The organism is Halomonas halocynthiae DSM 14573 (assembly GCF_000425725.1).
Taxonomy (GTDB): Bacteria; Pseudomonadota; Gammaproteobacteria; order Pseudomonadales; family Halomonadaceae; genus Halomonas; species Halomonas halocynthiae.
On record NZ_KE384441.1, the window covers coordinates 1 to 23,754 of the forward strand.

At 54.2% G+C, this 23,754-nt stretch carries 23 protein-coding genes, 1 tRNA gene and 1 pseudogene; 18 read left to right on the top strand and 7 right to left on the bottom strand.

What is annotated here, in order from left to right; translation table 11 throughout:
• From H616_RS0111850 to H616_RS14905, 3 genes and pseudogenes are all read left to right on the top strand, one after another.
• Window positions 1–413, top strand: a 413-nt coding sequence (locus H616_RS0111850; RefSeq protein ID WP_027967559.1) for a dioxygenase family protein, incomplete at its 5' end; no start/stop codon positions are given.
• A 113-nt stretch (window positions 414–526) separates the two neighbouring features.
• Window positions 527–1,492, top strand: coding sequence for a TauD/TfdA family dioxygenase (locus tag H616_RS0111855; protein WP_027967560.1), 966 nt, complete (start codon window positions 527–529; stop codon window positions 1,490–1,492).
• A gap of 242 nt (window positions 1,493–1,734) precedes the next feature.
• Window positions 1,735–1,995 (top strand): annotated as a pseudogene (locus H616_RS14905) (transposase); the annotation flags it as partial.
• Between the two features lie 46 nt (window positions 1,996–2,041).
• Here H616_RS14905 and H616_RS0111865 read toward each other — a convergent pair.
• Window positions 2,042–2,905 carry a YicC/YloC family endoribonuclease gene (locus tag H616_RS0111865; RefSeq protein WP_027967561.1) on the bottom strand — a complete coding sequence of 288 codons (864 nt, stop codon included), beginning with the start codon at window positions 2,903–2,905 and terminating at the stop codon, window positions 2,042–2,044.
• A 162-nt stretch (window positions 2,906–3,067) separates the two neighbouring features.
• Here H616_RS0111865 and rph point away from each other — a divergent pair, with 162 nt between their 5' ends.
• Entirely contained in the window at window positions 3,068–3,805 is a 738-nt protein-coding gene (gene rph, locus H616_RS0111870; protein ID WP_027967562.1) for a ribonuclease PH, read from the top strand.
• An 80-nt stretch (window positions 3,806–3,885) separates the two neighbouring features.
• On the opposite strand, the gene H616_RS0111875 is transcribed toward rph, so the two are convergent.
• Complete coding sequence (locus H616_RS0111875) at window positions 3,886–4,653, bottom strand: exodeoxyribonuclease III (protein ID WP_027967563.1); 768 nt, start codon at window positions 4,651–4,653, stop codon at window positions 3,886–3,888.
• A gap of 93 nt (window positions 4,654–4,746) precedes the next feature.
• Here H616_RS0111875 and pyrE point away from each other — a divergent pair, with 93 nt between their 5' ends.
• Genes pyrE through rep form a run of 3 tightly spaced genes read left to right on the top strand, consistent with a single transcriptional unit; the run spans window position 4,747 to window position 8,054 of the window.
• Window positions 4,747–5,451: an orotate phosphoribosyltransferase gene (gene pyrE / locus H616_RS0111880; RefSeq protein WP_035573179.1), complete on the top strand. Its 705-nt coding sequence runs from the start codon at window positions 4,747–4,749 to the stop codon at window positions 5,449–5,451.
• Between the two features lie 60 nt (window positions 5,452–5,511).
• A complete protein-coding gene (gene trmL / locus H616_RS0111885; protein ID WP_027967565.1) occupies window positions 5,512–6,000 on the top strand; it encodes a tRNA (uridine(34)/cytosine(34)/5-carboxymethylaminomethyluridine(34)-2'-O)-methyltransferase TrmL in 489 nt (162 codons plus the stop codon).
• On the top strand, window positions 5,997–8,054 hold the full coding sequence (gene rep, locus H616_RS0111890) for a DNA helicase Rep (protein ID WP_027967566.1): 2,058 nt from the start codon (window positions 5,997–5,999) through the stop codon (window positions 8,052–8,054). Before trmL ends, rep begins: the two co-directional genes overlap by 4 nt.
• A 183-nt stretch (window positions 8,055–8,237) precedes the next feature.
• On the opposite strand, the gene H616_RS15460 is transcribed toward rep, so the two are convergent.
• A complete protein-coding gene (locus H616_RS15460) occupies window positions 8,238–8,912 on the bottom strand; it encodes a c-type cytochrome (protein ID WP_084155885.1) in 675 nt (224 codons plus the stop codon).
• 220 nt (window positions 8,913–9,132) lie between these two features.
• Here H616_RS15460 and H616_RS0111900 point away from each other — a divergent pair.
• Window positions 9,133–9,209 (top strand) — tRNA-Arg (locus H616_RS0111900).
• Between the two features lie 87 nt (window positions 9,210–9,296).
• Here H616_RS0111900 and H616_RS14915 read toward each other — a convergent pair.
• Both H616_RS14915 and H616_RS0111910 read right to left on the bottom strand, forming a co-directional pair.
• On the bottom strand, window positions 9,297–12,176 hold the full coding sequence (locus H616_RS14915; RefSeq protein ID WP_240470592.1) for an insulinase family protein: 2,880 nt from the start codon (window positions 12,174–12,176) through the stop codon (window positions 9,297–9,299).
• A gap of 10 nt (window positions 12,177–12,186) precedes the next feature.
• Entirely contained in the window at window positions 12,187–12,864 is a 678-nt protein-coding gene (locus tag H616_RS0111910) for an SOS response-associated peptidase (RefSeq protein WP_027967567.1), read from the bottom strand.
• A gap of 146 nt (window positions 12,865–13,010) precedes the next feature.
• Between H616_RS0111910 and H616_RS0111915 the strand changes: the two genes are divergently transcribed.
• Both H616_RS0111915 and H616_RS0111920 read left to right on the top strand, forming a co-directional pair.
• Entirely contained in the window at window positions 13,011–13,622 is a 612-nt protein-coding gene (locus tag H616_RS0111915; RefSeq protein WP_027967568.1) for a TetR/AcrR family transcriptional regulator, read from the top strand.
• 56 nt (window positions 13,623–13,678) lie between these two features.
• On the top strand, window positions 13,679–14,314 hold the full coding sequence (locus H616_RS0111920) for a 1-acyl-sn-glycerol-3-phosphate acyltransferase (RefSeq protein ID WP_027967569.1): 636 nt from the start codon (window positions 13,679–13,681) through the stop codon (window positions 14,312–14,314).
• Between the two features lie 13 nt (window positions 14,315–14,327).
• Here H616_RS0111920 and H616_RS0111925 read toward each other — a convergent pair whose 3' ends face one another.
• Both H616_RS0111925 and H616_RS0111930 read right to left on the bottom strand, forming a co-directional pair.
• Complete coding sequence (locus H616_RS0111925; protein ID WP_027967570.1) at window positions 14,328–15,587, bottom strand: HlyC/CorC family transporter; 1,260 nt, start codon at window positions 15,585–15,587, stop codon at window positions 14,328–14,330.
• Between the two features lie 69 nt (window positions 15,588–15,656).
• Entirely contained in the window at window positions 15,657–16,469 is an 813-nt protein-coding gene (locus tag H616_RS0111930) for a cytochrome C assembly family protein (RefSeq protein WP_027967571.1), read from the bottom strand.
• A gap of 278 nt (window positions 16,470–16,747) precedes the next feature.
• On the opposite strand from H616_RS0111930, the gene ffh reads away from it, so the two are divergent.
• The 8 genes from ffh (at window position 16,748) to H616_RS0111970 (ending at window position 23,751) form a co-directional block, all read left to right on the top strand.
• The gene (gene ffh, locus H616_RS0111935; RefSeq protein WP_027967572.1) at window positions 16,748–18,136 is read left to right on the top strand and encodes a signal recognition particle protein; all 1,389 of its coding nucleotides are present in this window, start codon (window positions 16,748–16,750) and stop codon (window positions 18,134–18,136) included.
• 257 nt (window positions 18,137–18,393) lie between these two features.
• Window positions 18,394–18,642 (top strand): 30S ribosomal protein S16, encoded by a 249-nt coding sequence (gene rpsP, locus H616_RS0111940; RefSeq protein WP_027967573.1) that lies wholly within the window; start codon window positions 18,394–18,396, stop codon window positions 18,640–18,642.
• 93 nt (window positions 18,643–18,735) lie between these two features.
• Window positions 18,736–19,284 (top strand): ribosome maturation factor RimM, encoded by a 549-nt coding sequence (rimM, locus tag H616_RS0111945; protein WP_027967574.1) that lies wholly within the window; start codon window positions 18,736–18,738, stop codon window positions 19,282–19,284.
• A 38-nt stretch (window positions 19,285–19,322) separates the two neighbouring features.
• On the top strand, window positions 19,323–20,099 hold the full coding sequence (gene trmD / locus H616_RS0111950) for a tRNA (guanosine(37)-N1)-methyltransferase TrmD (RefSeq protein WP_276195501.1): 777 nt from the start codon (window positions 19,323–19,325) through the stop codon (window positions 20,097–20,099).
• A gap of 163 nt (window positions 20,100–20,262) precedes the next feature.
• Entirely contained in the window at window positions 20,263–20,619 is a 357-nt protein-coding gene (gene rplS / locus H616_RS0111955) for a 50S ribosomal protein L19 (protein ID WP_027967576.1), read from the top strand.
• A 120-nt stretch (window positions 20,620–20,739) separates the two neighbouring features.
• Entirely contained in the window at window positions 20,740–21,636 is an 897-nt protein-coding gene (gene xerD, locus H616_RS0111960; RefSeq protein ID WP_027967577.1) for a site-specific tyrosine recombinase XerD, read from the top strand.
• A 3-nt stretch (window positions 21,637–21,639) separates the two neighbouring features.
• On the top strand, window positions 21,640–22,395 hold the full coding sequence (locus H616_RS0111965; RefSeq protein WP_027967578.1) for a DsbC family protein: 756 nt from the start codon (window positions 21,640–21,642) through the stop codon (window positions 22,393–22,395).
• A 39-nt stretch (window positions 22,396–22,434) separates the two neighbouring features.
• Window positions 22,435–23,751 (top strand): homoserine dehydrogenase, encoded by a 1,317-nt coding sequence (locus H616_RS0111970; RefSeq protein WP_027967579.1) that lies wholly within the window; start codon window positions 22,435–22,437, stop codon window positions 23,749–23,751.
• The last annotated feature ends 3 nt before the right edge of the window (window positions 23,752–23,754 follow it).

Genomic DNA, 23,754 nt, shown 5'->3' on the forward strand with positions numbered 1-23,754 from the left:
GCTATCGAGCGCATAGTGTTATTCCTTCTGGCTATGGTGTGCCGGAGGGCGCTCCAACCGACCAGATTCTCAAGATGCTGGGTCGTCATGGTGAGCGCCCGGCACATATCCATTACTTTATCTCTGCGCCAGGCCACCAGCATCTGACCACTCAGATCAACTTGGCGGGTGACCCTTACACTTTCGATGACTTTGCATTTGCGACGCGTGAAGAGCTAGTGGTCGAAGGCAGGCGAGTCGAGTCGCACGCTGAAGCGACGCAGCACGGTGTCGAGGGGCCGGTCACCGAAGTGGTATTCAACATTGAGTTGTCGCCGACTGAGGACGTTGAGCTTCAGGCACGACATAAGCGCCCTCGTGCCAAGGAAAATGCGACCCAGGAAAGTCAACTGGCGGGTACCGCTAAGGTTTAACCATAGAGGGTGAACATTTTGTAGGTTGGGGGGCTGGTTGTAATGGAGCCTACTCCATATAAGGGTTGGGGGAGGTCATGATATTTTTAATATAATAATGTTTGGAGGGAGTTGTGGGTAAGGTTTTTAAAAAAATATTGAAGGGAGAGGCTGCTTGGAAAGGTCCAGAGCTTTCTGATGGCTGTTCATGGATCTGGCAACTGACTGACAGAGAGATAGGAGCAATTGATGATGCTTTGTGTTATCTGAAAGCAGTGGGAGGGGGGGCTGCTTTTAAAAAGGAAGACTTTCCTCTTTATGGTATTGAGTCATGGATAGCAGGTGTTAATGAAGAGCTAGAGAATGGAAAAGGTTTTCTCCTTATTCGAGGGCTTGATGCTAATAAATATGACGAAAATGACCTGGCAGCCATATATTATGGTATAGGGTTGCATATGGGAGTTCCAGTATCTCAGAATCCTAAAGGAGACATGTTAGGTGTTGTGAAAAATGTTGGTGATGTTAATGATAAAAGAACAAGGGTTTATGAAACAAATTCTTATTTGCCATATCATACAGATATTGCTGATGTGGTAGGGCTTCTTTCGATTAACAAGGCAAAGACGGGAGGTTTAAGTAGCCTGGTTAGTGCGGCAGCTATTTATAACTCTGTTCTAGAGGAGGCCCCAGAGCTTCTCGAAGTTCTATACTCTCCTTTTTACTTTTCTCATATTGGAGATAGCGAGTACACTCCATGCCCAATTTTTAGTTATCATGATGGGAAACTTAGTTGTCGGTATCTTAGGCAGTATATCGAGCTTGGTCATGAGCTTAAGGGTGAGCCTCTTTTAGAAGAGCAGAAGGATGCGCTGGATCTTGTTGATGAGATTATTCACCGAGGTGATATTAAATTAGATATGATGCTGGAGCCTGGTGATATCCAATTTGCTAATAACTATATGGTTCTTCATTCTCGGACAGCTTTCGAAGACTATAATGATGACCAGCTTAAGAGAAAGCTGTTGCGTTTGTGGTTGAAGATGCCAAATTCTCGGAATTTAGCACCAAATTTTCCAGGGAGAAATGGATTTTCAGATTGATATTGCAAGGTAATTTTGGCTCTGTAAGAATTGATTTTATTTAAATTTTTTATAAGTGGGTGAGGTTTTTTAATTTCTTTTGTGATACTGCTGGCACCGCAGAGTGTATGGTAAAATAAAAACTATAGCTTGATAAGCTAATGGTTGGATATAAAAGCAATCTGTTTAATTCGGTAGTCCCCCCGAAAAATAACCGCGGTGATAAGTGGAGTTTTATAATCTGAGCAGACAGGAGACTCCATATGCGCAAATCACGTTTTACCGACAGCCAGATCATGGCGATCCTGAAGCAGGCCGAGTCTGGCGTGCCGGTTACTTAACTTTGTCACGAGCACGGCATGAGCAATGCCACGTTTGACAAATGGCGTTCGAAGTATGGCGGTATGGACACGTCCATGATGAAGCGCCTTAAGGAGCTGGAAGACGAAAATCGTCGGCTCGAGAAGATGTACGCCGAAGAGCGCGTGAAATCCGAGCTTCGCCAGAAGGCCCTTGAGAGAAAATGGTAAAGCCACCTTAATCAATGGGGGCGACCTTTCTACTAAGAGCCTACTCAATATTCTGAATCTGCTCTCTCATTTGCTCAATCAGTACTTTGAGCTCTACGGCACTGCGGGTTTGTTCCGCGACGATGGATTTTGACGACAGGGTATTGGCTTCGCGGTTGAGTTCTTGCATCAAAAAGTCGAGGCGGCGGCCGGCGGGGCCTTTCTGGGTAAGTTGGCGTGCTACTTCGGTGACGTGTGTATCAAGTCGGTCGAGCTCTTCGGCGACGTCGGACTTTTGAGCTTGCAGTACCAGTTCAGCCTCTAGCCGCTGGGGGTCGAGCTCGGCTTTGGCGGTTTCTAAGCGCTCGAGCAGCAAGCTGCGCTGACGTTCGAGCAGGCTGGGCAGTTGGCGACGCACGTTGCCGACTTGCTCACGAACGCCGGTTAAGCGCTGCTGAATTAGCTCGGCTAGGCGCTCGCCTTCTCGGGCGCGTCCGGCGATGAGGTCGTCTAGTGCGGTGTTAAGCAGTGCTTTGGCGCAGGCTTTTACGTTGTCTAGGTCTGGGCCGCTGGCATCAAGTACGCCGGGGTGGTTAAGCAGGGCAAGGGCATTGGGCATGTTGGCGTCAGGCAGGCGTTGGCGGATTTCCTGCAGGGCATTCGCCAAGGCGTTTAGCTGGGTAGGGTTTATGCTGAGCGTTTCGGTGTGGTCGGTTGGGGTGAACCGCAGGGTGCATTCTACTTTGCCGCGGGAAAGCTTGTGGCGCAGGGCGTCGCGGAAGTGGGGTTCTAGGTCGCGCAGGCTGTCTGGCAGGCGAAAACTGAGCTCTAGGTAGCGTTGGTTGACCGAGCGAAGCTCCAGCTGCAGGGTGCCCCAGTCGGCGGTGTGTTGTTGGCGCGAGAAGGCGGTCATGCTGTGAATCATGGGGTGTCTCCGAACTGAGAGGTGAGCGCTAAGTTGGCGCTTTGCATAATCAGGTTAGTCTAAACGATTCTGTGTCCAGACCGTGTAGAATAGCCGCCACACGATTCAGCCTAATTGTGCTGAGCGGCCCCATTCACAGACCTGACTCTCAAGAGAGGTGCCATGTCTTCGGACATTCGGCGTCCCAGCGGACGCGCCCCAGACCAGCTACGCAAGATTCGTATAACCCGCGATTATACTCGCCATGCCGAAGGTTCGGTGCTGGTGGAGTTTGGTGATACCAAGGTGCTGTGTACCGCCAGTGTTGAGACGGGGGTGCCGCGCTGGTTGCGCGGTAAAAAACAGGGCTGGGTGACGGCAGAATATGGCATGTTGCCGCGTGCGACACATACCCGCAGTGGTCGTGAGGCGTCGCGGGGCAAGCAGGGTGGGCGCACGCTGGAGATTCAGCGTTTGATTGGCCGTTCGTTACGCGCGGCGGTGAATCTCAAAAAGCTGGGTGAGCACACGATCACCATTGACTGTGATGTGATTCAGGCTGATGGCGGTACGCGCACGGCATCAATTACAGGAGGCTGTGTGGCGCTGATGGATGCGCTGCGTTACTTGCAGCGTGAAAAATTAATTTCAGGCGACCCGTTCGTGCAGTTGATCAGCTCTGTCTCCGTTGGGCTGTATCGCGGCATGGCTGTCACCGACCTGGATTACCCCGAAGACAGTAAGGCGGGCACTGACCTGAATGTGGTGATGGCGGGTAATGGTGGGTTGATCGAGGTGCAAGGCACGGCCGAGTCAGGCACGTATAGCCGCGCCGAGCTTAATACCATGCTTGATCTGGCTGAGAAAGCTGGCGCAGAGCTGTTTGAGCATCAGCGTGAGGCGCTGGGTATTCGCAGCTGATAGCGGTCAACGCAAACGCCGGCCCCTTAGCAGGGGTCGGCGTTTCAGCGACAGGGCGCGTAGGGCCGAGCTGAGCTGTGTTAGAGCGGCAGGTCGTATTCGACAATTAGCGGTGCGTACTCAGAGAATGTCGCGTCGTAGTCGATCCAGGCATCCGTAACATGGCGGCGAAACTCTGGCCCAACCAGCTGGTAGTCGATACGCCAGCCTTCTTGGCGCTCCCGCGATCTGTCTTGGTCCAGTAGCGGCCACCACGTGTATTCATTCGCATCGCGATTGATCTCGCGAAAGGTATCGATGAAGCCGATGGGACCAAGAACCTGGTCCATCCAGGCACGCTCTTCTGACTTAAAACCACCGGTGTACTGATTATCAGACCAGTTCGCCAGGTCGATGGTTTTGTGCGCAATGTGCCAGGTCCCGCAAATGATGTATTCGCGACGTTTGCGCGCCATTTTGCTGAGGTATTCCTGGTACTGCGTCATGAAGGCTTGTTTGGCTTCAGGGTCACTGTTGTCCGGCATCAGGAAACTGATGATGCTGAAACGGTCGTAATCTGCCTGCAGAAAGCGTGCTTCGTTGTCGCACTGGGGGAAACCCAGCCCGTACATGATGGCCTTGGGAATCTTGCGGCAATAAATGCCTACGCCCGAAAAACCATCCTGTTCGGCATCGAGAAAATACCCTTCGTAGCCTTCGGGGTACAGAATGCTGTCGTCAAGCTCGAAGCTTTTGGCTTTGAGGTTCTGAACGCATACAACATCAGCGTCCTGGTTGGCCAGCCAGTCGAGGAAGCCGCGGCCAACCGCTTCGCGGATGCCGTTGACATTAATAGTGGCAATTTTCATACATAGTCCCTGTTGCGTCGCGGGTGTATGATACCCGACGTTACGACGTTTGGGTAAATGGCGTTGGTCAATATAAAGAAACAGGAAGAAATAATGACAGGAGGCTTCGTGGCGACACAACAGCAATCAGCGTCTCTGCAACCCTATCAGCAGGCGTTTATTGAGTTTGCTATTGCGCAGGGTGTATTGCGTTTCGGTGAGTTTACCCTTAAGTCGGGGCGTGTGAGTCCTTATTTCTTCAACGCGGGTTTGTTTCGTAGCGGCAGCGCGCTGGCTCAGCTGGGCCGCTTTTATGCTCAGGCCATTATTGAACGTGGCCCAGAGGCCGATGTGCTATTCGGGCCAGCCTACAAAGGTATTCCGCTGGCGGCAGCCACCGCCGTTGCGCTGGCCGACCACCATGACCGCGATATGCCTTATGCATTTAACCGCAAAGAAGCGAAGGCGCATGGTGAAGGCGGCAATATTGTTGGTGCTGAGCTTTGTGGCCGCATCCTGATTATTGATGACGTCATTACTGCTGGTACGGCGATTCGTGAAGTTATGCAGTTGATTGAGTCTGCTGATGCCAGTGCCGCAGGCGTTGTCGTCGCACTGGATCGCCAGGAGCGAGGCGGTGACGAAAGCGATCCGCGCAGCGCCATTCAGCAGGTTGAGGCTGCCTATGACATGCCAGTGATCAGTATTGTCAGCTTGGATATGGTGCTTGAGTATCTCGACACCCAAGCCGGTGCCGAGCTGCAAGGTCATGCTGACGCCATTCGCGCTTACCGTGAGCGTTATGGTGTGCAGGGGTGAGTGAACGCTTGGCTTTCGCTGATAGGTGCCAACGTCGCGTGTCGTTAGGTAAGCACTAATATGCTTGATATCGTCCTTTACCAGCCTGAAATTCCGCCTAACACCGGTAATCTCATTCGACTGTGTGCGAATACCGGCTTTCGACTGCACTTGATTGAGCCGTTGGGGTTTGTGCTTGATGACAAGCGCTTGCGCCGAGCTGGGCTGGACTACCATGAATGGGCTAGCGTGCGTGTACATGCTGATTGGGCGGCATTTCTTGAGGCTGTTGTGCCGTCTCGAGTCTTTGCAATAACCACGCGAGGCCGCACGGGGTACCACGAGCCGGTGTACCGTGAGGGTGATGCGTTGGTGTTTGGTCCCGAAACGCGAGGCTTGCCATTGGCGATGATCAAGGCATTGCCAGAGGAGCAGCGCTTACGATTGCCCATGCTGGAAGGTAGCCGCAGCCTAAATCTTTCCAATGCCTGTGCTGTGATGGTGTATGAAGCCTGGCGTCAGTTTGATTTTGCTGGCGCTGCGACGCCAATCGAGGAGAGTCGACCGTGACAGTCAGCATTAGCCGCCGGTTGGCCACTCTTAACCCGAGTCAGCGAGAGGCAGTTAAAGCGATAGACGGCCCTTGTTTGGTGTTGGCTGGCGCGGGGTCGGGTAAGACTAGCGTGATTACCACTAAAATCGCCTACTTGGTGCAAGAGTGTGGCATGAGCGCTCGGCGTATTGCCGCTGTAACCTTTACCAATAAGGCAGCTCGCGAGATGAAAGAGCGGGTCAGCACAATGCTGCAAGGGCGTGAAGGCCACGGCCTGACAGTGTCCACCTTTCATACGCTGGGTCTCAATATTATTCGTGGTGAGCTTAAGGCGCTGGGCTATAAGCCGGGCTTTTCGCTGTTTGACCCAGAAGACGCCAAAGCGCTGCTGCGCGACTTAATGAACAAAGATGCTCAGATTGATGCTGACCAAATCAATCGGGTGCAGTCGATTATTTCTAACTGGAAAAACGACCTGGTGCTGCCGGGGCAGGCGCTGTCTCACGCCGCTGATGAAGATGAGCTGTTTGCTGCTCGCGTTTATGAAGCGTATGTCCGCCATCTTAAAGCTTACAACGCGGTGGACTTCGACGACTTGATCTTGCTGCCGGTGGTTCTACTACGTGACGACCCCGAGGCATTGGCCCGTTGGCGGCGAAAGATCCATTACATGCTGGTCGATGAATACCAGGACACCAACATCAGCCAATACATGTTGGTGCGCATGCTGATGGCTGAGCGCCAGACCTTCACTGTCGTGGGCGATGATGACCAGTCGATTTATGCTTGGCGTGGTGCTCGTCCTGAGAACCTGGTGACACTTGGCGAGGATTTTCCGCGCCTCAAGGTGATCAAGTTGGAGCAGAACTATCGCTCTACCGGTACCATTTTGCGTGCTGCCAATGCGCTGATCAGTAATAACCCTCATGTCTACGATAAGACGTTGTGGTCCGATAAGGGCGAGGGCGATCCGATTCGTGTGGTGGTTAACCGCCATGAAGAAGCCGAAACCGAGCGGGTCGCCAGTGAGATCCTGACTCGGCGGATCAAAGAACGTGCTGCTTGGCGCGACTTTGCGGTGTTGTATCGCGGTAATTTCCAGGCGCGACTACTGGAGCTAAAGCTTCAGCATTACCAAATTCCTTACAAGTTGTCGGGGGGTACGTCGTTTTTCTCGCGTAATGAGATCAAAGACGCGATGGCTTATCTGCGATTGTTGATTAACCCCGCTGACGACAACGCCTTTCTGCGTATTGTTAACGTGCCGCGCCGTGAAATTGGGCCAGGCACGTTAGAGAAGCTGGCCAATTATGCGACCGAGCGAGGCAGTTCGTTATTTGCTGCCTGCCATGAGCTGGGTTTGGCTGAGCAGCTTCCAGCCAGAGCGGTGGAGCGGCTGGGGCGCTTTACCCACTTTATTGACGGCGTGCGAAGCCGCATGGATCAGAACGATGCCATGGCAGCAATTCGTCAGATGATGCACGACATGGACTACGAGGCCTGGTTGTATCAGAACGCCAGTGCTCCGACCATCGCCGAGCGACGCATGGCGAACGTGTGGATACTGCTCGACCAGCTCGAAAAATCCATGCAGCGTGAGCCAGGCGAGGACATCGTTAGCGAAGATACGGAAACCGATAGCGTGGATGCGGCCATCTCGCGGCTGGTACTGCGGGACATCCTTGAGCAGCAAGCTGAGGAAGATGACTCAGACCGAGTGCAGCTGCTAACCATGCACGCTTCCAAAGGATTGGAGTTCCCGCACGTCTATCTGATGGGGCTGGAAGAAGAGTTGTTGCCACACCGCAATGCCATTGAGTCGGGCACGGTGGAGGAAGAGCGCCGCTTAGCCTATGTCGGTATCACCCGTGCACGGCAAACCCTAACGTTGACACTGGCGCGACAGCGTAAGACTTACGGCGAGCTGATGGATTGTACGCCTAGCCGTTTCCTTGATGAGCTGCCAGCAGAGCTGCTGGAGTGGGAGGGGCGAGCTGACCGAGAAGACCCAGAGCGTAAACAGGCGCGAGGTAAGAACGCCATCGATGGGCTGCGTTCGTTGTTAGGCTAAACGGGGTGGGCGATTGGCTAAGCCTTGCTGAGGTAAAAGTCATATACACTGACAGAATGCAATAAGGGGGTGCCATGAGGCACCCCCTTACGGTTTAGCGTATGACTTCGTCGTCAGGCAAGCCATTGTCAACCGCTTTCCCGTCAACACCTGAATCTCTTCAAAGGCGGCTGCTTTCTCAGCCTAGCCAGCGTTGGCGTTAGCTGTTGTGTCTTCAGCAGCAGGTGCCTCTTCAGCAGCAGGAGCCTCTTCAGCAGCAGGTGCCTCTTCGGCGGCAGGTGCCTCTTCAGCGGCAGGTGCCTCTTCAGTGGCAGGTGCCTCTTCAGCAGCAGGTGCCTCTTCAGCAGCAGGTGCCTCTTCGGCGGCAGGTGCCTCTTCAACGGCAGGTGCCTCTTCAGCAGCAGGAGCCTCATCGGCTGGGACTTCCATCACCGGCTCGACCATGTACTTAGTAACCGCTAGCATTTCTTCATCGCTAAGGTTTGGGTTGCCGCCGCGTGCAGGCATGGCATTGAAACCGTTGGTGGAGTGTGCGAGCAGTGTGTCGAAGCCTTTGCTCACGCGGTCAGCCCAAGCGGCTTCATCACCGCGAATGGGTGCGCCAGCAGCGCCTGTCTCGTGACACGCCATGCATACGCTGTTGTAGATAGCTTCGCCATCAGCGCCACCACCGGAGGCGTTGCTGGCAACGGCTGGTGCCGACGCGCTGCCGCAGTCTTCACCCTGCAGGCAGAGTTCGCCGACAGGTGCCAAACGTTTTGCGATAGCCGCATCGTCGGTATTCTCCTGAGCAACTGCAGCGCCGGCGCTCAGTCCGAGGGCGGCTGCACACCCGATGATCAGCTTGCTGGATTTCACTATCACCACCTCTGTTGACGGTCTTATAGACTAGGTCACGGTTGATATCATGACGCATTGTTTTACGATGCAAAGTTCGAGATGCCGTAAGTATACCGCCATCACAGGCGGCTGGAAAATAGTGAGCCTCGCGGAGATAGGTAAAATCCGCTTATGGACACTCAGGCGACTGCAATGTAGGATAGCGCTCGCTTGATTCGGCACTTGTCGCAAGCCGTGTGCGCCCATAGCTCAGCTGGATAGAGTACTGCCCTCCGAAGGCAGGGGTCGAAGGTTCGAATCCTTCTGGGCGCGCCAAAAAATGTTAGAAAAACCGCCACTTACAGAGTTTTCTGGGTGGCGGTTTTTTGTTTTCGCAGGGTGTTCTTTTTCTGTATCGCTAGATCATTTTTCCGGCAGCGGTATCAGCTGTGTTTTGAGCGCCATGATATCTGTGGCGCTGTCACCGGGGTCGTGGGCGATTGTGACGCTGGGATTTTCCAGCAATGTTTTCCAGGCGTTACGGATGTCATCGGCGTTGATTTGGTCGATCTGTTCAGCCAGCTGGTCGCGACGATTGAAATCAGTATCCTCCATGGCCAGCGCGTACCACAGACGGTTAGCTTTGCCCGGCAGAGAGGTGTCGCGCTGCAACAGGTTTTTACGCACAGCGGTTTTCCAGGGCGCGAGGGTTTGCTCATCAAGGCTTGCTAGTTGTTCGTTGAAGTTGGCGATGACTGCATCCATCCGCTCATCGATCGTTGCGCTGGGTGTGTCGGGTGACTGTACCAGTAGGCTAATACCTGGCGCGGAAAGCAGTGGCTGATAACTGGCACTGACTATGTAGCCTAACTGCTGCTCTGTACGCAGTTGCTGGTAGAAGGGGGTTTCTAGTATTTGGCCAATTAGCATCAGCTCTGCCTGGCTGGCAAGAGAGCGGTCTGGCCCCTGTAGGTAGCGTAATACCAAGGACTCATCGCGTTCGGAATCTGGTGTCAGGCGTGCCAGGCTGTCGTTTGCCTGCAGTGCAACCAGCTTAGGGATAGCGTCTGCGCTAACGCTGGGTGACAGGTTTTCTATTAACCGTTCTGCGGTGTTTGTTGCGTCCTTGGCATCGATGTTGCCGACAACCATGGCTTCCAGGTACAGCTGGTCGAGGAAGCTGTCGCGGAAGGTCTTCAAATCTTGCAGGTGGATAGCCTCGCTAGCGTTCAATAAGGCTGAGCTTGACCACTGTGATGCAATTAATGCTTCGCCCAATGCAACGTTTGCCTGGGAATAAAGGGTGTTGCGTGGCGCGTTGCGCCAGCTGCGTTGCAGGTTGTCGAGTACGCGTTCCATGCTCTGGGGATCAATGTCGGCCGTCTGCAGTTGTTCGATGACGCGTTGCATCAGCGTGGCCTGACCGTCACGCCAGCCGGAGAAGCTCAGCGTGATGCCGCGGCCATGGGCGTAGGCATTAGCACTTTGGCCAGCCAGCCGTGCGGGGTAGAGCTCATCGTTCAGGCTGTCGTTTAGCCAGCCGGCCAGTAGTTGCGACAAAACGGCCTGACGCGCATCACTGTTGCTGTCAGGGTGTTGCAGGCTTAAGCGCCACTCTGTCTTGGGAGTGCCGAAGCTGTCGTCCTGCAGGTGCCAGGCGCTAGCGTAGGGTGTATCAATACGCTTCACTGGCGTGGCTTGTGTGCCTTCGAGTACGGTTAGGTCGTTGGCGATGTAGGGGTTGGGCTCAGGCAGCTCAAGGCCCGCCAGTGGTTGGGCATCACCCTGTGATGGGTCAACGAGAGCCCATGGCGTGTCAAACCAGTCAGTGGTCTGTTCGCCTTCCACGTCTGGGCCGCTGTACAGGCGCACCATATTGTCTGGGTTGGCCAGTGAGAGCCAGTCGGCAACCTGCTGTTGCGCCAGGCCATCCATGCGGTACGGTGCGTAAATAACGTCTTCAAGTGGGTATTCCGCAAGCCCCATGGACAGGCGCATGGCGGACTGTAGGGCGCTACCTTGTTGTTGGAAGCGAAAGGCTTGTTCGTTCAGGCTGGCCTGTTCGTTATAACGCCAGTCGTTGATGCCCTGATTGAGGATCAGCGCAATGGTGGCAAATAGCGAGGCCTGGATGCGCTCAACGTGTTCTGCCCCTTCTGGGGTGAGGCTAATATCAATCGCTAGCAGGGCACTATTGCCGTCGCTGTAGCCTATGCCTGACGAGAGACCATTGGCCCAGCCAGCATCGCGCAGCACGCTGAGCAGGCTGCCCTTGCCCTCATGGCCAAGCAGGCTGGCAATATAGCTGGCTGACTTGTGCTGGTAGTCGTTGCTTGGATCCGGTATCGGAAAATAGAAGCTGAGGCTGCGTTCGTCACGCAATGATTTGAGCTTGGCAGCGACGGGTAGGCGGCCTTGCTCAACCAGTTCGGCAGTAATAACCGGTGCGCTCAGGCCACGAGCGGGTAAGTCAGAAAAATCGTTGGTTACCAGATTTTCAAGGACTTCAAGCGATTGTGGTGCGACCACGGTCAGCTGCATGACCTCGGGGCCATAGTATTGCTCGTAGAAGCCGATCACCCGTTCACGCAGGCTGGGCTCGCCTTCTGGCCGGTCGGCCAGGGTTTGCTGGTTGCCTACGGAGAAGTGGGTTACGGGGTGCTCGGGATTCAGTAGTTCGCCGAGTACGGAATTATGGCGGCGGCCTTCGTCGCGCATGCGCGCAATATATTCTGAGTGTACTACCTGGCGTTCGCTTTCCAGTCGGTCAGCATTGAATAAGGGGCTGACAAAGAAGCGGCTGAAACGGTTCAGAGCGCCATCGAGTGCGTCTGGCTCGAGAGAAAAGAAGTAGTTGGTGTTGCGGCTGGCAGTAAAGGCGTTGTGCTTGCCGCCATGCTGGGAGAGATACCCTTGATAGGCGTCGGCCTCGGGGTAGGGTTCGGTGCCAAGAAATAGCATGTGCTCAAGGTAGTGTGCCAGGCCGTTTAAGTCATCGGGATCCTGGGCGCTTCCCACTTCAACGTTGAGAGACACGGCGGCCTTGTCGGCCTCGGGGTCGCTGACCAGCAATATTGTTAGGCCGTTTTCCAGTGTCATGGCGCGGTAGTCGCGAGTGTCGTTAGGGCTAACTTTGGGGTGCGTCATGGCATTGATATTGACGGACTCCGTCTCAGAAGCAGATACCTGTGCTGGCTCATCGCTGGTCGCGGCAGTTGCGGTCATTCCAATCAGCAGGCAGCCGAGAGCAGCGACTGCCATGGGGGCAAAACGAAATATCACAAAACGGCGGGGCGACGACATTGTCTCTCCTTTACGATGTGGTCAGGCGCTGCATAGGGCCAATAGGGTAGGCGCAGGCAGCTGACTGATGGCGAGGGTCATTGACTTGTTTAGATACCGGAAAAGCGCCTAAGAGTTCCTCAGGGGCTGGTTTTAGCTGTGCTTCGACGCGCTGCTTAGGTGTTGCCGGTGACAGCCAGGCCGGCACATCGCCGGGGGCAATGATGCCGGGTAAGCGGTCGGTAAGTGCTGACAGTAGCGGGCTGGTGGGCACGGTGATTAGTGCCATGGAGTCATTGTATTCGGTCAGACTGGTATGAAAGCGACACCAGATGCCAGCTAGCAGTAGTGGGCCGCGGTCTGCGCGGGTCACTAGATAGGGTTGTTTACTCGCCCCTCGTGATTGCCAAACGTAGATACCCCCAACGCCAATCAGGCAGCGTCTGGCAGCAAAGGCCTCGCGAAACATGGCGCGTTGGTTAAGCGTTTCAGCCCTGGCACAGTGAGGGGCGTGGTCGAGAACTTTCAGCCAGGGCGGGGTTAACCCCCAGAAAACGTTGGCCTGGGAGTAGCGCTTGCCGTCTTGTCGAATAATTGAAATCGGGCGGCGAGGTGCCAGGTTGGGGCTGATGATCGATTCCTGGGGCTGCCACAGATCGGGTAGTAGCGAGCTGAGGTCGAAAGGGGGGATGTAAAGTCTGCCGGCCATGTGCGCTCCTCATTGGTGCAATAGCGTACCCGTCAGCGTTAGCTCAGGGAAGAGCCAAGCCTTAAAGCTTGCGCTGAGCAGTAAAGACGATATGCTAGTAAAACAGTGTTCGAAAGCGAACTCTCCCCCTGTATGTGAGGATTTTAATGGCTCGTCCTAGACAGCATGCTCCTGAGACACTGCATGCTCAGGTGATGTCAGCAAGCGACGCTTGGTTAACTACCCAGCCAGTGCACAAGTTGTCGCTGCGCTTTCTTGCGCGTGAGGTCGGCTGCGCGCCGAGTACCTTGCTTAAGCTGTACGGCAGTTTTGGCAACCTGTTGCAGTACGTTAACTTGGAAACACTGGGACGCTTACACCATGCTGTCGCGCCGCTGTTGGAAGAGCCCAGCCCGGAGGCTCGGCTGAAAGAGCTGGCAATGGCTTATTGGCGATTTGCGCGCTCAGATATTTATCGCTGGCAGCTGTTATTTGATTATCCACTGGCCCAGGAAGGCGAGCTGGACCATCGTCAGAGCGACATGATCGAAGGGCTTTTTTTGCGCGTCGAAGAAAGTTTGAAAGAGTATCAGCCGAACCTTGATGAGGCAGAAGCTCGGCGGTTGGCTCGAACGTTATGGGGAAGTGTGCATGGTCTCGTGCAGCTGGGTCTTAACGAGCGCTTAGGCTATTGGCAAAGCGAGCCATTGGAAGTGCAACAGTTACTGGAGCAGCTGTTAACGACGATGCTCAACGGGTTACGCGTTGATCGATCATAATGTCTAGCCACAAAGCCGCTAAGAATTGCAGGAGAGAAAGCCCCGTTTGCGCGCGCATGTTTTTGCGGCGCATGGTGCGCTGTGTGGTGTATCTGATCACTCATGTGCTTTATCGGATGCGTTACCGTGGTCGCCATTATTTGCCTGATAGTGGGGCAGCAATTGTCATTTGTAATCATGTTAGCTTTGTTGATGCCCTGGTGATCGGTGGAGCCAGTAAGCGTCCGCTGCGATTTTTGATGGATAAGCCAATCTATGAGAATCGCTGGCTGAATTGGCTCTTTCGTTTGGTTGGTGCCATCCCTGTTGACTCAGAACGTCGAGATGCGGGTAGCCTGCGGCGCGCTTTGGATGATGTTAATACGGCGCTAGTGCAGGGTGAAATTGTGATGTTATTTCCCGAAGGACGCTTAACGCCAGATGGTGACGTTCAGCGCTTTCGCCGCGGTCTGGATATTATTTTGGCACGAAATTCTGTGCCGGTAGTGCCTGCGGGGTTGGCGGGTTTGTGGGGGTCCTGGACGTCTCATAAAAATGGGCCGGCGTTGAGTCGCTGGCCCCGACGCTTCCGAGCGAAGGTGGCGCTGAATTACGGAGAGCCAATGGCACCAGAGGCTGCAACCAGCGGTCATGCCGAAGCGAGGGTGAGAGCACTCAAGCAAGAGGCTGAGGACTGGCTCGCTTCGTCCTGAACTGCCTGGTAGGTTAAGCCAGCCAGCAGCGCGCGGTAGTAATCAGGTTGTCGCGAATTTCGATGATTTCTATGCGCACCTCACCAATCTGTAAACAGGTTGGGCCCACAGGGAAGGATTCGAGGCGTTCGAGAATCAATCCGTTCATGGTTTTAGGGCCATCGGTGGGCAGGCTCCATCCCAGCATTTTATTGACTTCACGAATACTGGCTGTGCCTTCAATGAGTTGGCTGCCATCACCCTGCGGATGCACGTCACGGTCCTGGTCGGCCACGTCGGTGGTGAATTCGCCGACGATTTCTTCAAGAATATCTTCAAGTGTGACCAGTCCTTCCACATCACCATACTCGTCCACCACGATACCAATGCGGCGCTTCTGTTTCTGGAAGTTGAGCAGTTGGGTGTGTAGCGGCGTTGACTCGGGAATGAAGTAGGGCTCGCGGGCTTCCTGAACGATAGCGGCCTTGGTGATTTCTTTCTTGATGAGGAAGCGTGCGGCATTGCGCATGTGCAGCATGCCGATAATGTTATTGATATCGCCTTTAAATACCGGCAAGCGGGTGTGCTGGCTGGTGCGAATCTGCGCGAGAATCGTCTCCAAATCGTTATCTAGGTCGATGCCAGCGACTTCGTGCCGCGGCACCATGATGTCGTTTACGGTGACATTTTCCAGGTCAAGAATGGACACCAGCATGGCCTGGTGGCGGCTGGGTATTAGCGGGCCAGCCTCATGAACAACCGTGCGTAGTTCTTCGCGGGTTAATTCATCGCTGCGGTTTTCTAGTGTTTTTACACCGAGCAGGCGTAACAGCCCGTTGGAAATGACATTAACGATCCAAACTAAGGGGTACAGCACCTTGAGTAGTGGGTCGAGAACCAGTGACGCTGGATAAGCGATGCGCTCGGGCTTGATGGCGGCGTAGGTCTTGGGGGTGACTTCAGCAAAAATCAGCACCACGATGGTCAGTAGCGACGTGGAAATGACCGGTCCGCTGACTTCGCCAAAAAAGTGAATAGCAATAATAGTGGCAATTGAGGCCGCTAGGTTATTGACGAAGTTATTGCCGATCAGAATGACGCCAATTAGTCGGTCGGGACGGCTGAGTAAGTGCATGACTCGCTGAGCCCGGCCCTCGCCGCTATTTGCACGATGGCTGAGTCGATAGCGGTTGAGCGACATCATTCCTGTCTCAGAGCTTGAGAAAAAGGCAGAAAGACAGATGAGCAGCAGCAGTAGGCTGAGCAGCAATCCCAGTGGAAAGTTATCGCTCAATTCGGGGCATCCTTTGTACGTATCAGATTGGTGTTTTAGGGACTGTTTAGCAAACTGTCAAGAGTGAAGCTAGCCATGGCTAAGTAGGACTTCGAGGACAAACTTGCTGCCAAAGTAGGCCAGCAGCAGCACGACATAGCCGATCAATGTCCAGCGTACGGCACGCATGCCTCGCCAGCCTAGCCAGTGATGTCCTGCCAGCAGGCAGGCAAGAATGCACCAGGCGATGATCGATAAGGCGGTTTTGTGAGCCAGGTGCTGGGCAAACATATTGTCAAAAAACATGAAGCCACTGGCAATTGAGAGTGTTAATAGAATGAGGCTGGTCCAGATCAGCTCAAAAAGAACGCGCTCCATGGTGGTTAGTGGTGGCAATGATTTGGCCAGGCCGCTTAAGCGGTGGTGGCGTAGCGCGTGATTCTGAAAGCCGAGTAGCACGGCTTGAATGGCGGCAATGCCAAGTACGGCAAAAGCCATCGCCGAGCTTAGTGCGTGCAGGGCAATGTCGGGTGTCATTCCGACTGCTGAATTAGTGCTGTGCTCATGATTTGGTATTCCGGCAGCCAGCAAGAGAGAAAGTCCGGCAATAGGGAACAGAAAGGCGGAAATGCTAAGCACCGGCTTGAATAGGCTAACTGCCAGCAGGGTAGCAACGGCAACGCCACTGGCCAGTACAATGCTGGTCGGTAGGTCGGGAAAAAAAGAATTGCCTTGAGAGAGTAGGCTGGTAGCTAATGGCAATTGAAAAAGCAGGCCCAGCAGACCGCAGCTGCGCACTAGTGAAGGTTTTGGTGGGACTCGCCCTGCCAAGTTGAGGCCCTGCCAAGTCGCGCCTGTGAGGTACATGAGAAAGGCCATTAGGGCCAAGGGAAGCGCATGCATCGTTTGCCTGCCTGTCCGTGCGTTAGTGCCAGTTAATGGCGCTACTGAAATCGAGAAGATAATACTATACCGAAACACTGCCGCCCCGCACAGGTGACCCGTCGACAGGTGTTGGCATGGAGACTCTGGGCGACACAGCGTATAATCTGCCACCATTTACAGAATTTACAGAACAATCTTAGGATAGCTTTTCAAGTTCAGGTGTTTAGCCCTCATGTGAGTCAGTTGGGGTGGCAGTTGAAAGGAAGCTTTCCGGCCATGGTTTTATGGAGAGGCCCATGTTTCAGAATCTGAGTGATCGCTTAGGGCAAACGCTCAAGTCGATCCGTGGCCAGGCGCGCCTGACCGAAGATAACGTCAAGGAAACCCTGCGTGAAGTGCGCCGGGCGCTACTGGAGGCTGATGTTGCCTTGCCGGTGGTCAAAGACTTTATCGAGCGGGTGCGCGAGCGTGCCGTTGGTCAAGAAGTATCCAAAAGTCTTTCGCCAGGCCAGCAGTTCGTCAAGATCGTTCAACAAGAGCTTGAGGCGATCATGGGTGAAGCCAATGAGGGGCTTACCCTCAAAGGTTCGCCTGCGGTAGTCCTGGTGGCTGGCTTGCAGGGTGCGGGTAAAACAACGTCTGTTGCTAAGTTGGCGCGCTATTTGCGCGAACGCGAGAAGAAAAAAGTATTGGTGGTGTCTGCTGATGTTTATCGTCCGGCGGCCATTGATCAGCTTGAAACGCTGGCTAAGGAAGTGAGTGTTGACTTCTTTCCATCGAGCAGTGACCAGAAGCCGGTAGATATTGCCCAAGCGGCGATTAAGCATGCCAAGATTCAGTTTCACGATGTGCTGTTGATCGATACGGCCGGTCGCCTTGCTATTGATGACGCCATGATGGCAGAAATTCAGGCGCTGAATGAGGCTGTTACGCCGTCTGAGACGCTGTTTGTTGTGGACTCCATGACCGGTCAGGACGCGGCTAATACGGCCAAGGCGTTTAACGAAGCGTTGCCGCTGACAGGCGTTGTTCTGACCAAGACGGACGGCGATGCGCGTGGTGGTGCGGCACTGTCGGTGCGATATATCACCGGCAAGCCAATTAAATTCATGGGTGTCGGCGAGAAGGTTGATGCGCTAGAGCCATTCCACCCAGACCGTGTGGCGTCGCGGATTCTTGGCATGGGCGACATGTTGTCGCTGATCGAAGAAGCTGAGCGAACGGTTGATAAAAACCAGGCAGCAAAGCTTGCCAAAAAGGTCAAGAAAGGCGGTTTTGATCTTGAGGATTTCCGTGATCAGCTTCAGCAGCTCAAGAAAATGGGCGGCATGGGTGGCATGCTCAGCAAGCTTCCTGGAATGGGGCAAATGGCAGAAATGGCTCAAGGGCCCGGGCCAGAAAAAGAAATGGGTAAGCTCGAGGCGTTGATTAATTCAATGACGCTACATGAGCGCCGCCGCCCTGAGATTATTAATGGTTCGCGCAAGCGCCGCATTGCTGCTGGTGCAGGGCTCGAAATTCCTGATCTGAATCGTTTGCTCAAGCAGCATAAGCAAATGCAAAAGATGATGAAGAAAGCGGGCAAGAAAGGGGGCATGCAAAACATGATGCGCGGTATGTCTGGCATGATGGGCGGGCGTGGTCCGGGAGGCCCTGGCGGCCCCGGCGGTTTTCCTGGGCGTTAATAGATGTTTTTCAAGCGCTCGGAATAATGAGGGTTAACGGCGACAGTGAGTCAGTCGCCGTCAAAAGCTTCCCAACTCGGGAAGATTTCCGTAGAATGCTGCCTCCTCATGGCTAGCGTGGTCAATTATGCCCGTTTGCTGTGACCCAGTATTGCGATGGCGAGTCTTTTCGCCATCATGATCAACGGCCGCAAGCACTGTTCACACGCATTGTTTGTGGCGCAATATTTCAATCTCCAACGAAGGATAGTCAACGCATGGTTACCATTCGTCTGGCACGTGGTGGCGCCAAAAAGCGTCCCTTCTACCATCTGACTGTGACTGATTCACGCAAGTCACGTGATGGCCGTTTCATTGAGCGTCTGGGTTTCTTTAATCCGGTAGCTCGTGGTCAGGAAGAGCGCCTGCGCGTCGACCTCGATCGCATCACACATTGGCAGGCGCAGGGTGCTCAGCTCTCTGACCGTGTCAGTGAACTGGTTAAAGAAGCACGCAAGCAAGCCTGATTGCAACGCCACTGATGTCTGGTGGTGCTGTCGAAAGCGCAGGTTGGCTTAAACAGTTTTACCAGAAATGGTTTTGCTAAGATGAGTTTGCCAATGAGTCGTACTCAGAAGCCGGCAAGTGATGATTACGTCGTGTTGGGTAAGCTGACAAGCCCTTACGGCGTGAAAGGCTGGATCAAGGTGTACTCTTACACCAGCCCCATGCAGGGCGTGCTGGATTATGATGCCTGGATGCTACGCCATAACGGCAAGTTGCGCAGCTGCCGGCTTGTTCAGGGCCGTGTGCATGGCAAAGGGTTGGTGGCGCTGCTAGATGGCGTGGAAGGGCGCGAGCAGGCTGAGGCGCTGGCGGGTGCAGAAATTTTGCTGCCCAAGTCTGAGCTGCCTGAGCTTGAGGATGCCGATGATTTTTACTGGCATCAGCTCATCGGCCTGAAGGTAGTGACGCTTGACGGTGTCGCGCTGGGCCATGTCGATAACCTCTTTGAAACGGGCGCCAATGACGTGCTGGTGGTAAAGGGGAAGGCGCAGCAGGAAGACACGCCTCGCGAACGTTTGTTGCCTTATTTGTATGGCGACGTTGTTCGTGACGTTGACCTTGAATCTGGTGTTATGACGGTTGACTGGGATCCCGAGTTTTGACTTCGGTTAGCTCGCCAGACGCGTCGGCAAAACAGCCAGTGACATCATCATTATGGGTCGGTGTTGTATCGCTGTTTCCCGAAATGTTTGATGCGTTGACGCATCAAGGTGTCACGGGAAGGGCGGCAGAGCGTGGTCAGTTGTTGCTGGAGTTTTGGAACCCCAGAGATTACGCAACAGACCGGCATCGGACCGTGGATGATCGCCCTTATGGCGGTGGTCCAGGAATGTTGATGAAAGTCGATACATTGCGTTCGGCAATTCATGATGCACGGCAACGGGCGCAACAGGTGAGTGGAGAGCGGCCCTGGGTGATTTATCTTTCACCGCAAGGGCGCAGGCTGGATCAGCAGCGAGTGCAAGAGCTGGTTGCAGGGCCTCCATTGATTGTTGTGGCTGGGCGCTATGAAGGCATCGATGAGCGAGTCGTTGACGCAGATATCGACGAAGAGTGTTCCATTGGCGACTATGTGCTGAGCGGTGGTGAATTGCCAGCCATGGTGTTGATAGACGCAGCAACACGGTTGGTTCCTGGGGTGCTAGGCCATCAGGATTCAGCGACTGAAGACTCCTTTAATGATGGGCTGCTGGACTGCCCGCATTACACGCGGCCTGAGGAGGTCGACGGTCGTCATGTGCCGAATGTCTTGCTCAGCGGTCATCATGGCGAAATTCGCCGTTGGCGACTTAAGCAGTCGCTGGGCCGTACTTGGCAACGTCGTCCCGATTTATTAGCAGGGCGGGCGTTAACCAAAGAGCAGCAGGCGCTACTCGCAGAGTTTATAGAGGAAGAAGACGCCTTGACTGTCAGCTAGTAAGGGCGGAGGTGCAGAAGGCGGTGCCATTAGGCTCGGGTTCTGTGTCACAAACTGGCTCCCGCGCGCTTGAGCGCAGGGATCACGGAATATCGCTGACGTTATCGAGCCATATGTTCGGGCGCAGGTTGATATTTCAGCTAAATTTTTAAGGAGTGATGTTATGAGTGGTAAGAACAAAGTGATCCAGGCGCTCGAAGCCGAGCAGATGAGCAAAGAAATTCCGACGTTTTCTCCCGGTGACACGGTTGTTGTCCAGGTTAAAGTTAAGGAAGGCACTCGCGAGCGTCTGCAGGCGTTTGAAGGCGTGGTTATTGGCAAGCGTAATCGTGGCCTGAACTCTGCTTTCACTGTGCGTAAGATCTCTCACGGTGTTGGTGTTGAGCGTACTTTCCAGACGTATAGCCCGCAGGTCGACTCCATCAGCGTTAAGCGTCGCGGTGATGTTCGCCAGGCCAAGCTGTACTACCTCCGTGAGCGTAGTGGTAAGTCTGCACGTATCAAGGAAAAGCTGTCCTGAGGCAAGCTGCCTCTGGGCAAGGGTGAATGCGCTTGAGGCGCATTTGCCAGCCAAACCCCGTCTTCGCCATTGCGAGGCGGGGTTTTTGTCTATTGGGATACCCGTGTGGAGCCGGTAATCATGGTGCATGATTCCCAGACACTGCTCGATGAATTTCTCGACACTCAGTGGCTTGAGCAAGGCGCTAGTGACAATACACTGGCGGCTTACCGACGTGATCTTATGGCATGGTGTCAGTACCTTGATGAATGCGCCGAGACGTTGCTTGCGCCCGGAGCGATGACGCTGATGAACTGGCTTGATAAGCGCCGTGAAGCGGGCTATCAACTGCGTAGCAATGCGCGGCTGCTTTCTAGCTTGCGAGGGTTCTATCGTTGGGCGCTGCTTGAAGGGTATCTGGAGCATGATCCCATTGCTGATGTTAAGCTGCCGCGTGTTCGCTCTTCCTTGCCAGACACTCTAGAAGAAGACGAGGTGGAGAGACTGCTGGCGGCCCCCGATCTTTCGACCGATTTGGGAGTGCGAGATCGCGCCATGCTGGAAGTGCTGTACGGTGCGGGCCTGCGTGTTTCTGAGTTGGTCGGGCTGACTACCGACGCCCTTAACCTTCGCCAAGGGGTTGTTCGGGTCCACGGTAAAGGGGGCAAAGAGCGGCTGGTGCCGTTAGGCGAAGAGGCGGTGTACTGGCTGGAACACTATATGCGGCATAGTCGAGCCGCGCTGATGAGCGACAGGAATCGGCCGGCGCTTTTTCCTGGTCGTCATGATGCCTGTATGACGCGCCAAACATTCTGGTATCGAATTAAAGCGCACGCATTGGCAGCCAATATTCAGCGTTCTTTGTCACCGCATACGCTCAGGCATGCTTTTGCGACACACCTGCTGAACCATGGTGCTAACCTGCGTGTCGTACAGATGCTACTGGGGCATAGTGACCTGTCAACTACCCAGATTTATACCCACGTTGCACAGGCCCGGCTTGAGGCCTTGCATGCTGACCACCACCCAAGAGGTTGAATAATGAGCCTGATAGTTCGTAGTGCAGCACTCAGTCTGCTTTCTGCTGTACTGGCTTTGCCCTTTACCGTTTCTGCCAGCTCCGACATTAGCCCCGAAGAAAGTCTGGCAGACTCGCTAACCATTGGAGGACAAAGCCTGCCGGTTGAAGACGTGCATAAAGCGCCAATTGAAGGGTTGTTTGAGGTGCGGCTGGAAAGCGGTGAAACCTTTTATACGACGGATGAAGGTCGGTATTTATTAGTGGGCGATCTGTTTGAAAATACAGACGAGGGCATGATTAATCTGACCGAACAGAAGCGTAATGACGCGCGCGCTCAGCGCTTGGCTGACGTCGGAGACGACCAGCGTGTTATTTTCCGAGGTATTGATGAACCTAAGGCCAAGGTGACCATCTTTACTGATACCACCTGTCCTTACTGTACCAAGCTGCATGAAGAAGTGCCCCAGCTGAATGAAATGGGCATTCAGGTTGACTACCTCGCTTTTCCTCGCGGTGGAATGCAGTCGCAAGGGGCGCGTGAAATGCAGCAGATTTGGTGTGCTGACAATACCAGTGAGGCGATGTCTGTCATTCAGCGAGGCGATACGCTGGATGGTGATGCAAGCTGCGACAATCCGGTCGAAGAGCAGTATCATTTGGGCATAGAATTAGGCGTTAGTGGCACGCCAGCGATTGTTCTGCCTAATGGGCAGATGGTGCCCGGCTATATACCAGCAGAGCGGCTGGCTGGCATGCTCCAACTTGACGCTGACTAACTGCAGTATCACAACTGCCATGCAACAGGGGATAGAACATTGAAACCGGTAAGAGTAGGAATCTGTGGCTTGGGTACCGTCGGTGGCGGCACGTTCAATGTGCTGACGCGCAATGCTGATGAGATTACCCGCCGTGCGGGACGGCCTATTGTCATCGAGCAGGTGGCGTATCGCACACCCAACCCTGCGTGTGATATTACCGGGATACACTCCACCCAAGATATTTTTGCGGTGGCGACTAACCCCAGCGTTGACGTGGTGGTTGAGCTGATTGGCGGTTATGAAACGGCCTATGAGCTGGTCATGGCTGCCATTGAGAATGGTAAGCATGTGGTCACGGCCAACAAAGCGCTGATCGCCGTACATGGCAACGAAATATTTCAGGCCGCTCATGATAAAGGCGTGATTGTCGCGTTCGAGGCAGCCGTTGCTGGTGGTATTCCGATTATTAAGGCATTGCGTGAGGGGCTGGGAGCTAACCGTATCGAGTGGCTGGCTGGCATCATTAATGGCACGGGCAACTTCATCTTGACCCACATGCGTGATGAAGGGCGTGCCTTCGAAGATGTGTTGGCCGAGGCACAGGCGCTTGGGTATGCCGAAGCTGATCCGACGTTTGATGTTGAAGGCATTGATGCCGCTCACAAGCTGACCATTCTGGCGTCGATTGCCTACGGAGTCCCGCTACAGTTTGACAAAGCCTATACCGAAGGTATTGCCAAAATTACTGCTGAGGACGTAGAGCAGGCCGATAACCTAGGCTACATCATCAAGCATTTGGGTATTTCCAAGCGTACAGAGGATGGCCTTGAGTTGCGTGTTCACCCCACGCTGATACCTAAAGAACGCTTACTGGCGAATGTACATGGTGTGAAAAACGCCATTGCTGTGATGGGCGATGCGGTTGGCCCAACACTGTATTACGGCGCTGGCGCTGGTGCTGAGCCAACTGCGTCGGCGATTATTGCTGATCTGCTGGACGTGGCGCGTAACATCAATACAGACCATCACTATCGCGTGCCTTACTTGGCATTCAGTGGCGTGGGTGAAGGCACCGACCAGCCAGTTATCCTGAATATGGAAGATATCACCACTGCCTATTACCTGAGGTTGCTGGCGGTGGATCGTCCAGGCGTTCTGGCCAGAGTAGCAACGACATTGGCTGAGGAAGGCATTTCTATTGAGGCGCTGATCCAGAAAGACTCCACCGAAGGTGAGCTGGTGCCGATCATTCTGATGACACATCGCACGCGCGAAAAGAACATGAATGAAGCGATCCGGCGCATCGAAGCCATGGTCGATATTGCTGGCGATGTTACACGTATTCGAGTCGAGTCTCTGGACGAGCAGGAATAAATC

What these genes read in the sequence shown, in the direction of transcription:
- H616_RS0111865 (WP_027967561.1), bottom strand. Translation starts at nt 2,905, where the DNA reads ATGATTCACAGCATGACCGCCTTCTCGCGCCAACAACACACCGCCGAC.
- rph (WP_027967562.1), top strand. Translation starts at nt 3,068, where the DNA reads ATGTCTTCGGACATTCGGCGTCCCAGCGGACGCGCCCCAGACCAGCTA.
- H616_RS0111875 (WP_027967563.1), bottom strand. Translation starts at nt 4,653, where the DNA reads ATGAAAATTGCCACTATTAATGTCAACGGCATCCGCGAAGCGGTTGGC.
- pyrE (WP_035573179.1), top strand. Translation starts at nt 4,747, where the DNA reads ATGACAGGAGGCTTCGTGGCGACACAACAGCAATCAGCGTCTCTGCAA.
- trmL (WP_027967565.1), top strand. Translation starts at nt 5,512, where the DNA reads ATGCTTGATATCGTCCTTTACCAGCCTGAAATTCCGCCTAACACCGGT.
- H616_RS14915 (WP_240470592.1), bottom strand. Translation starts at nt 12,176, where the DNA reads ATGTCGTCGCCCCGCCGTTTTGTGATATTTCGTTTTGCCCCCATGGCA.
- H616_RS0111910 (WP_027967567.1), bottom strand. Translation starts at nt 12,864, where the DNA reads ATGGCCGGCAGACTTTACATCCCCCCTTTCGACCTCAGCTCGCTACTA.
- H616_RS0111915 (WP_027967568.1), top strand. Translation starts at nt 13,011, where the DNA reads ATGGCTCGTCCTAGACAGCATGCTCCTGAGACACTGCATGCTCAGGTG.
- H616_RS0111920 (WP_027967569.1), top strand. Translation starts at nt 13,679, where the DNA reads ATGTTTTTGCGGCGCATGGTGCGCTGTGTGGTGTATCTGATCACTCAT.
- H616_RS0111930 (WP_027967571.1), bottom strand. Translation starts at nt 16,469, where the DNA reads ATGCATGCGCTTCCCTTGGCCCTAATGGCCTTTCTCATGTACCTCACA.
- ffh (WP_027967572.1), top strand. Translation starts at nt 16,748, where the DNA reads ATGTTTCAGAATCTGAGTGATCGCTTAGGGCAAACGCTCAAGTCGATC.
- rpsP (WP_027967573.1), top strand. Translation starts at nt 18,394, where the DNA reads ATGGTTACCATTCGTCTGGCACGTGGTGGCGCCAAAAAGCGTCCCTTC.
- rimM (WP_027967574.1), top strand. Translation starts at nt 18,736, where the DNA reads ATGAGTCGTACTCAGAAGCCGGCAAGTGATGATTACGTCGTGTTGGGT.
- rplS (WP_027967576.1), top strand. Translation starts at nt 20,263, where the DNA reads ATGAGTGGTAAGAACAAAGTGATCCAGGCGCTCGAAGCCGAGCAGATG.
- xerD (WP_027967577.1), top strand. Translation starts at nt 20,740, where the DNA reads ATGGTGCATGATTCCCAGACACTGCTCGATGAATTTCTCGACACTCAG.
- H616_RS0111965 (WP_027967578.1), top strand. Translation starts at nt 21,640, where the DNA reads ATGAGCCTGATAGTTCGTAGTGCAGCACTCAGTCTGCTTTCTGCTGTA.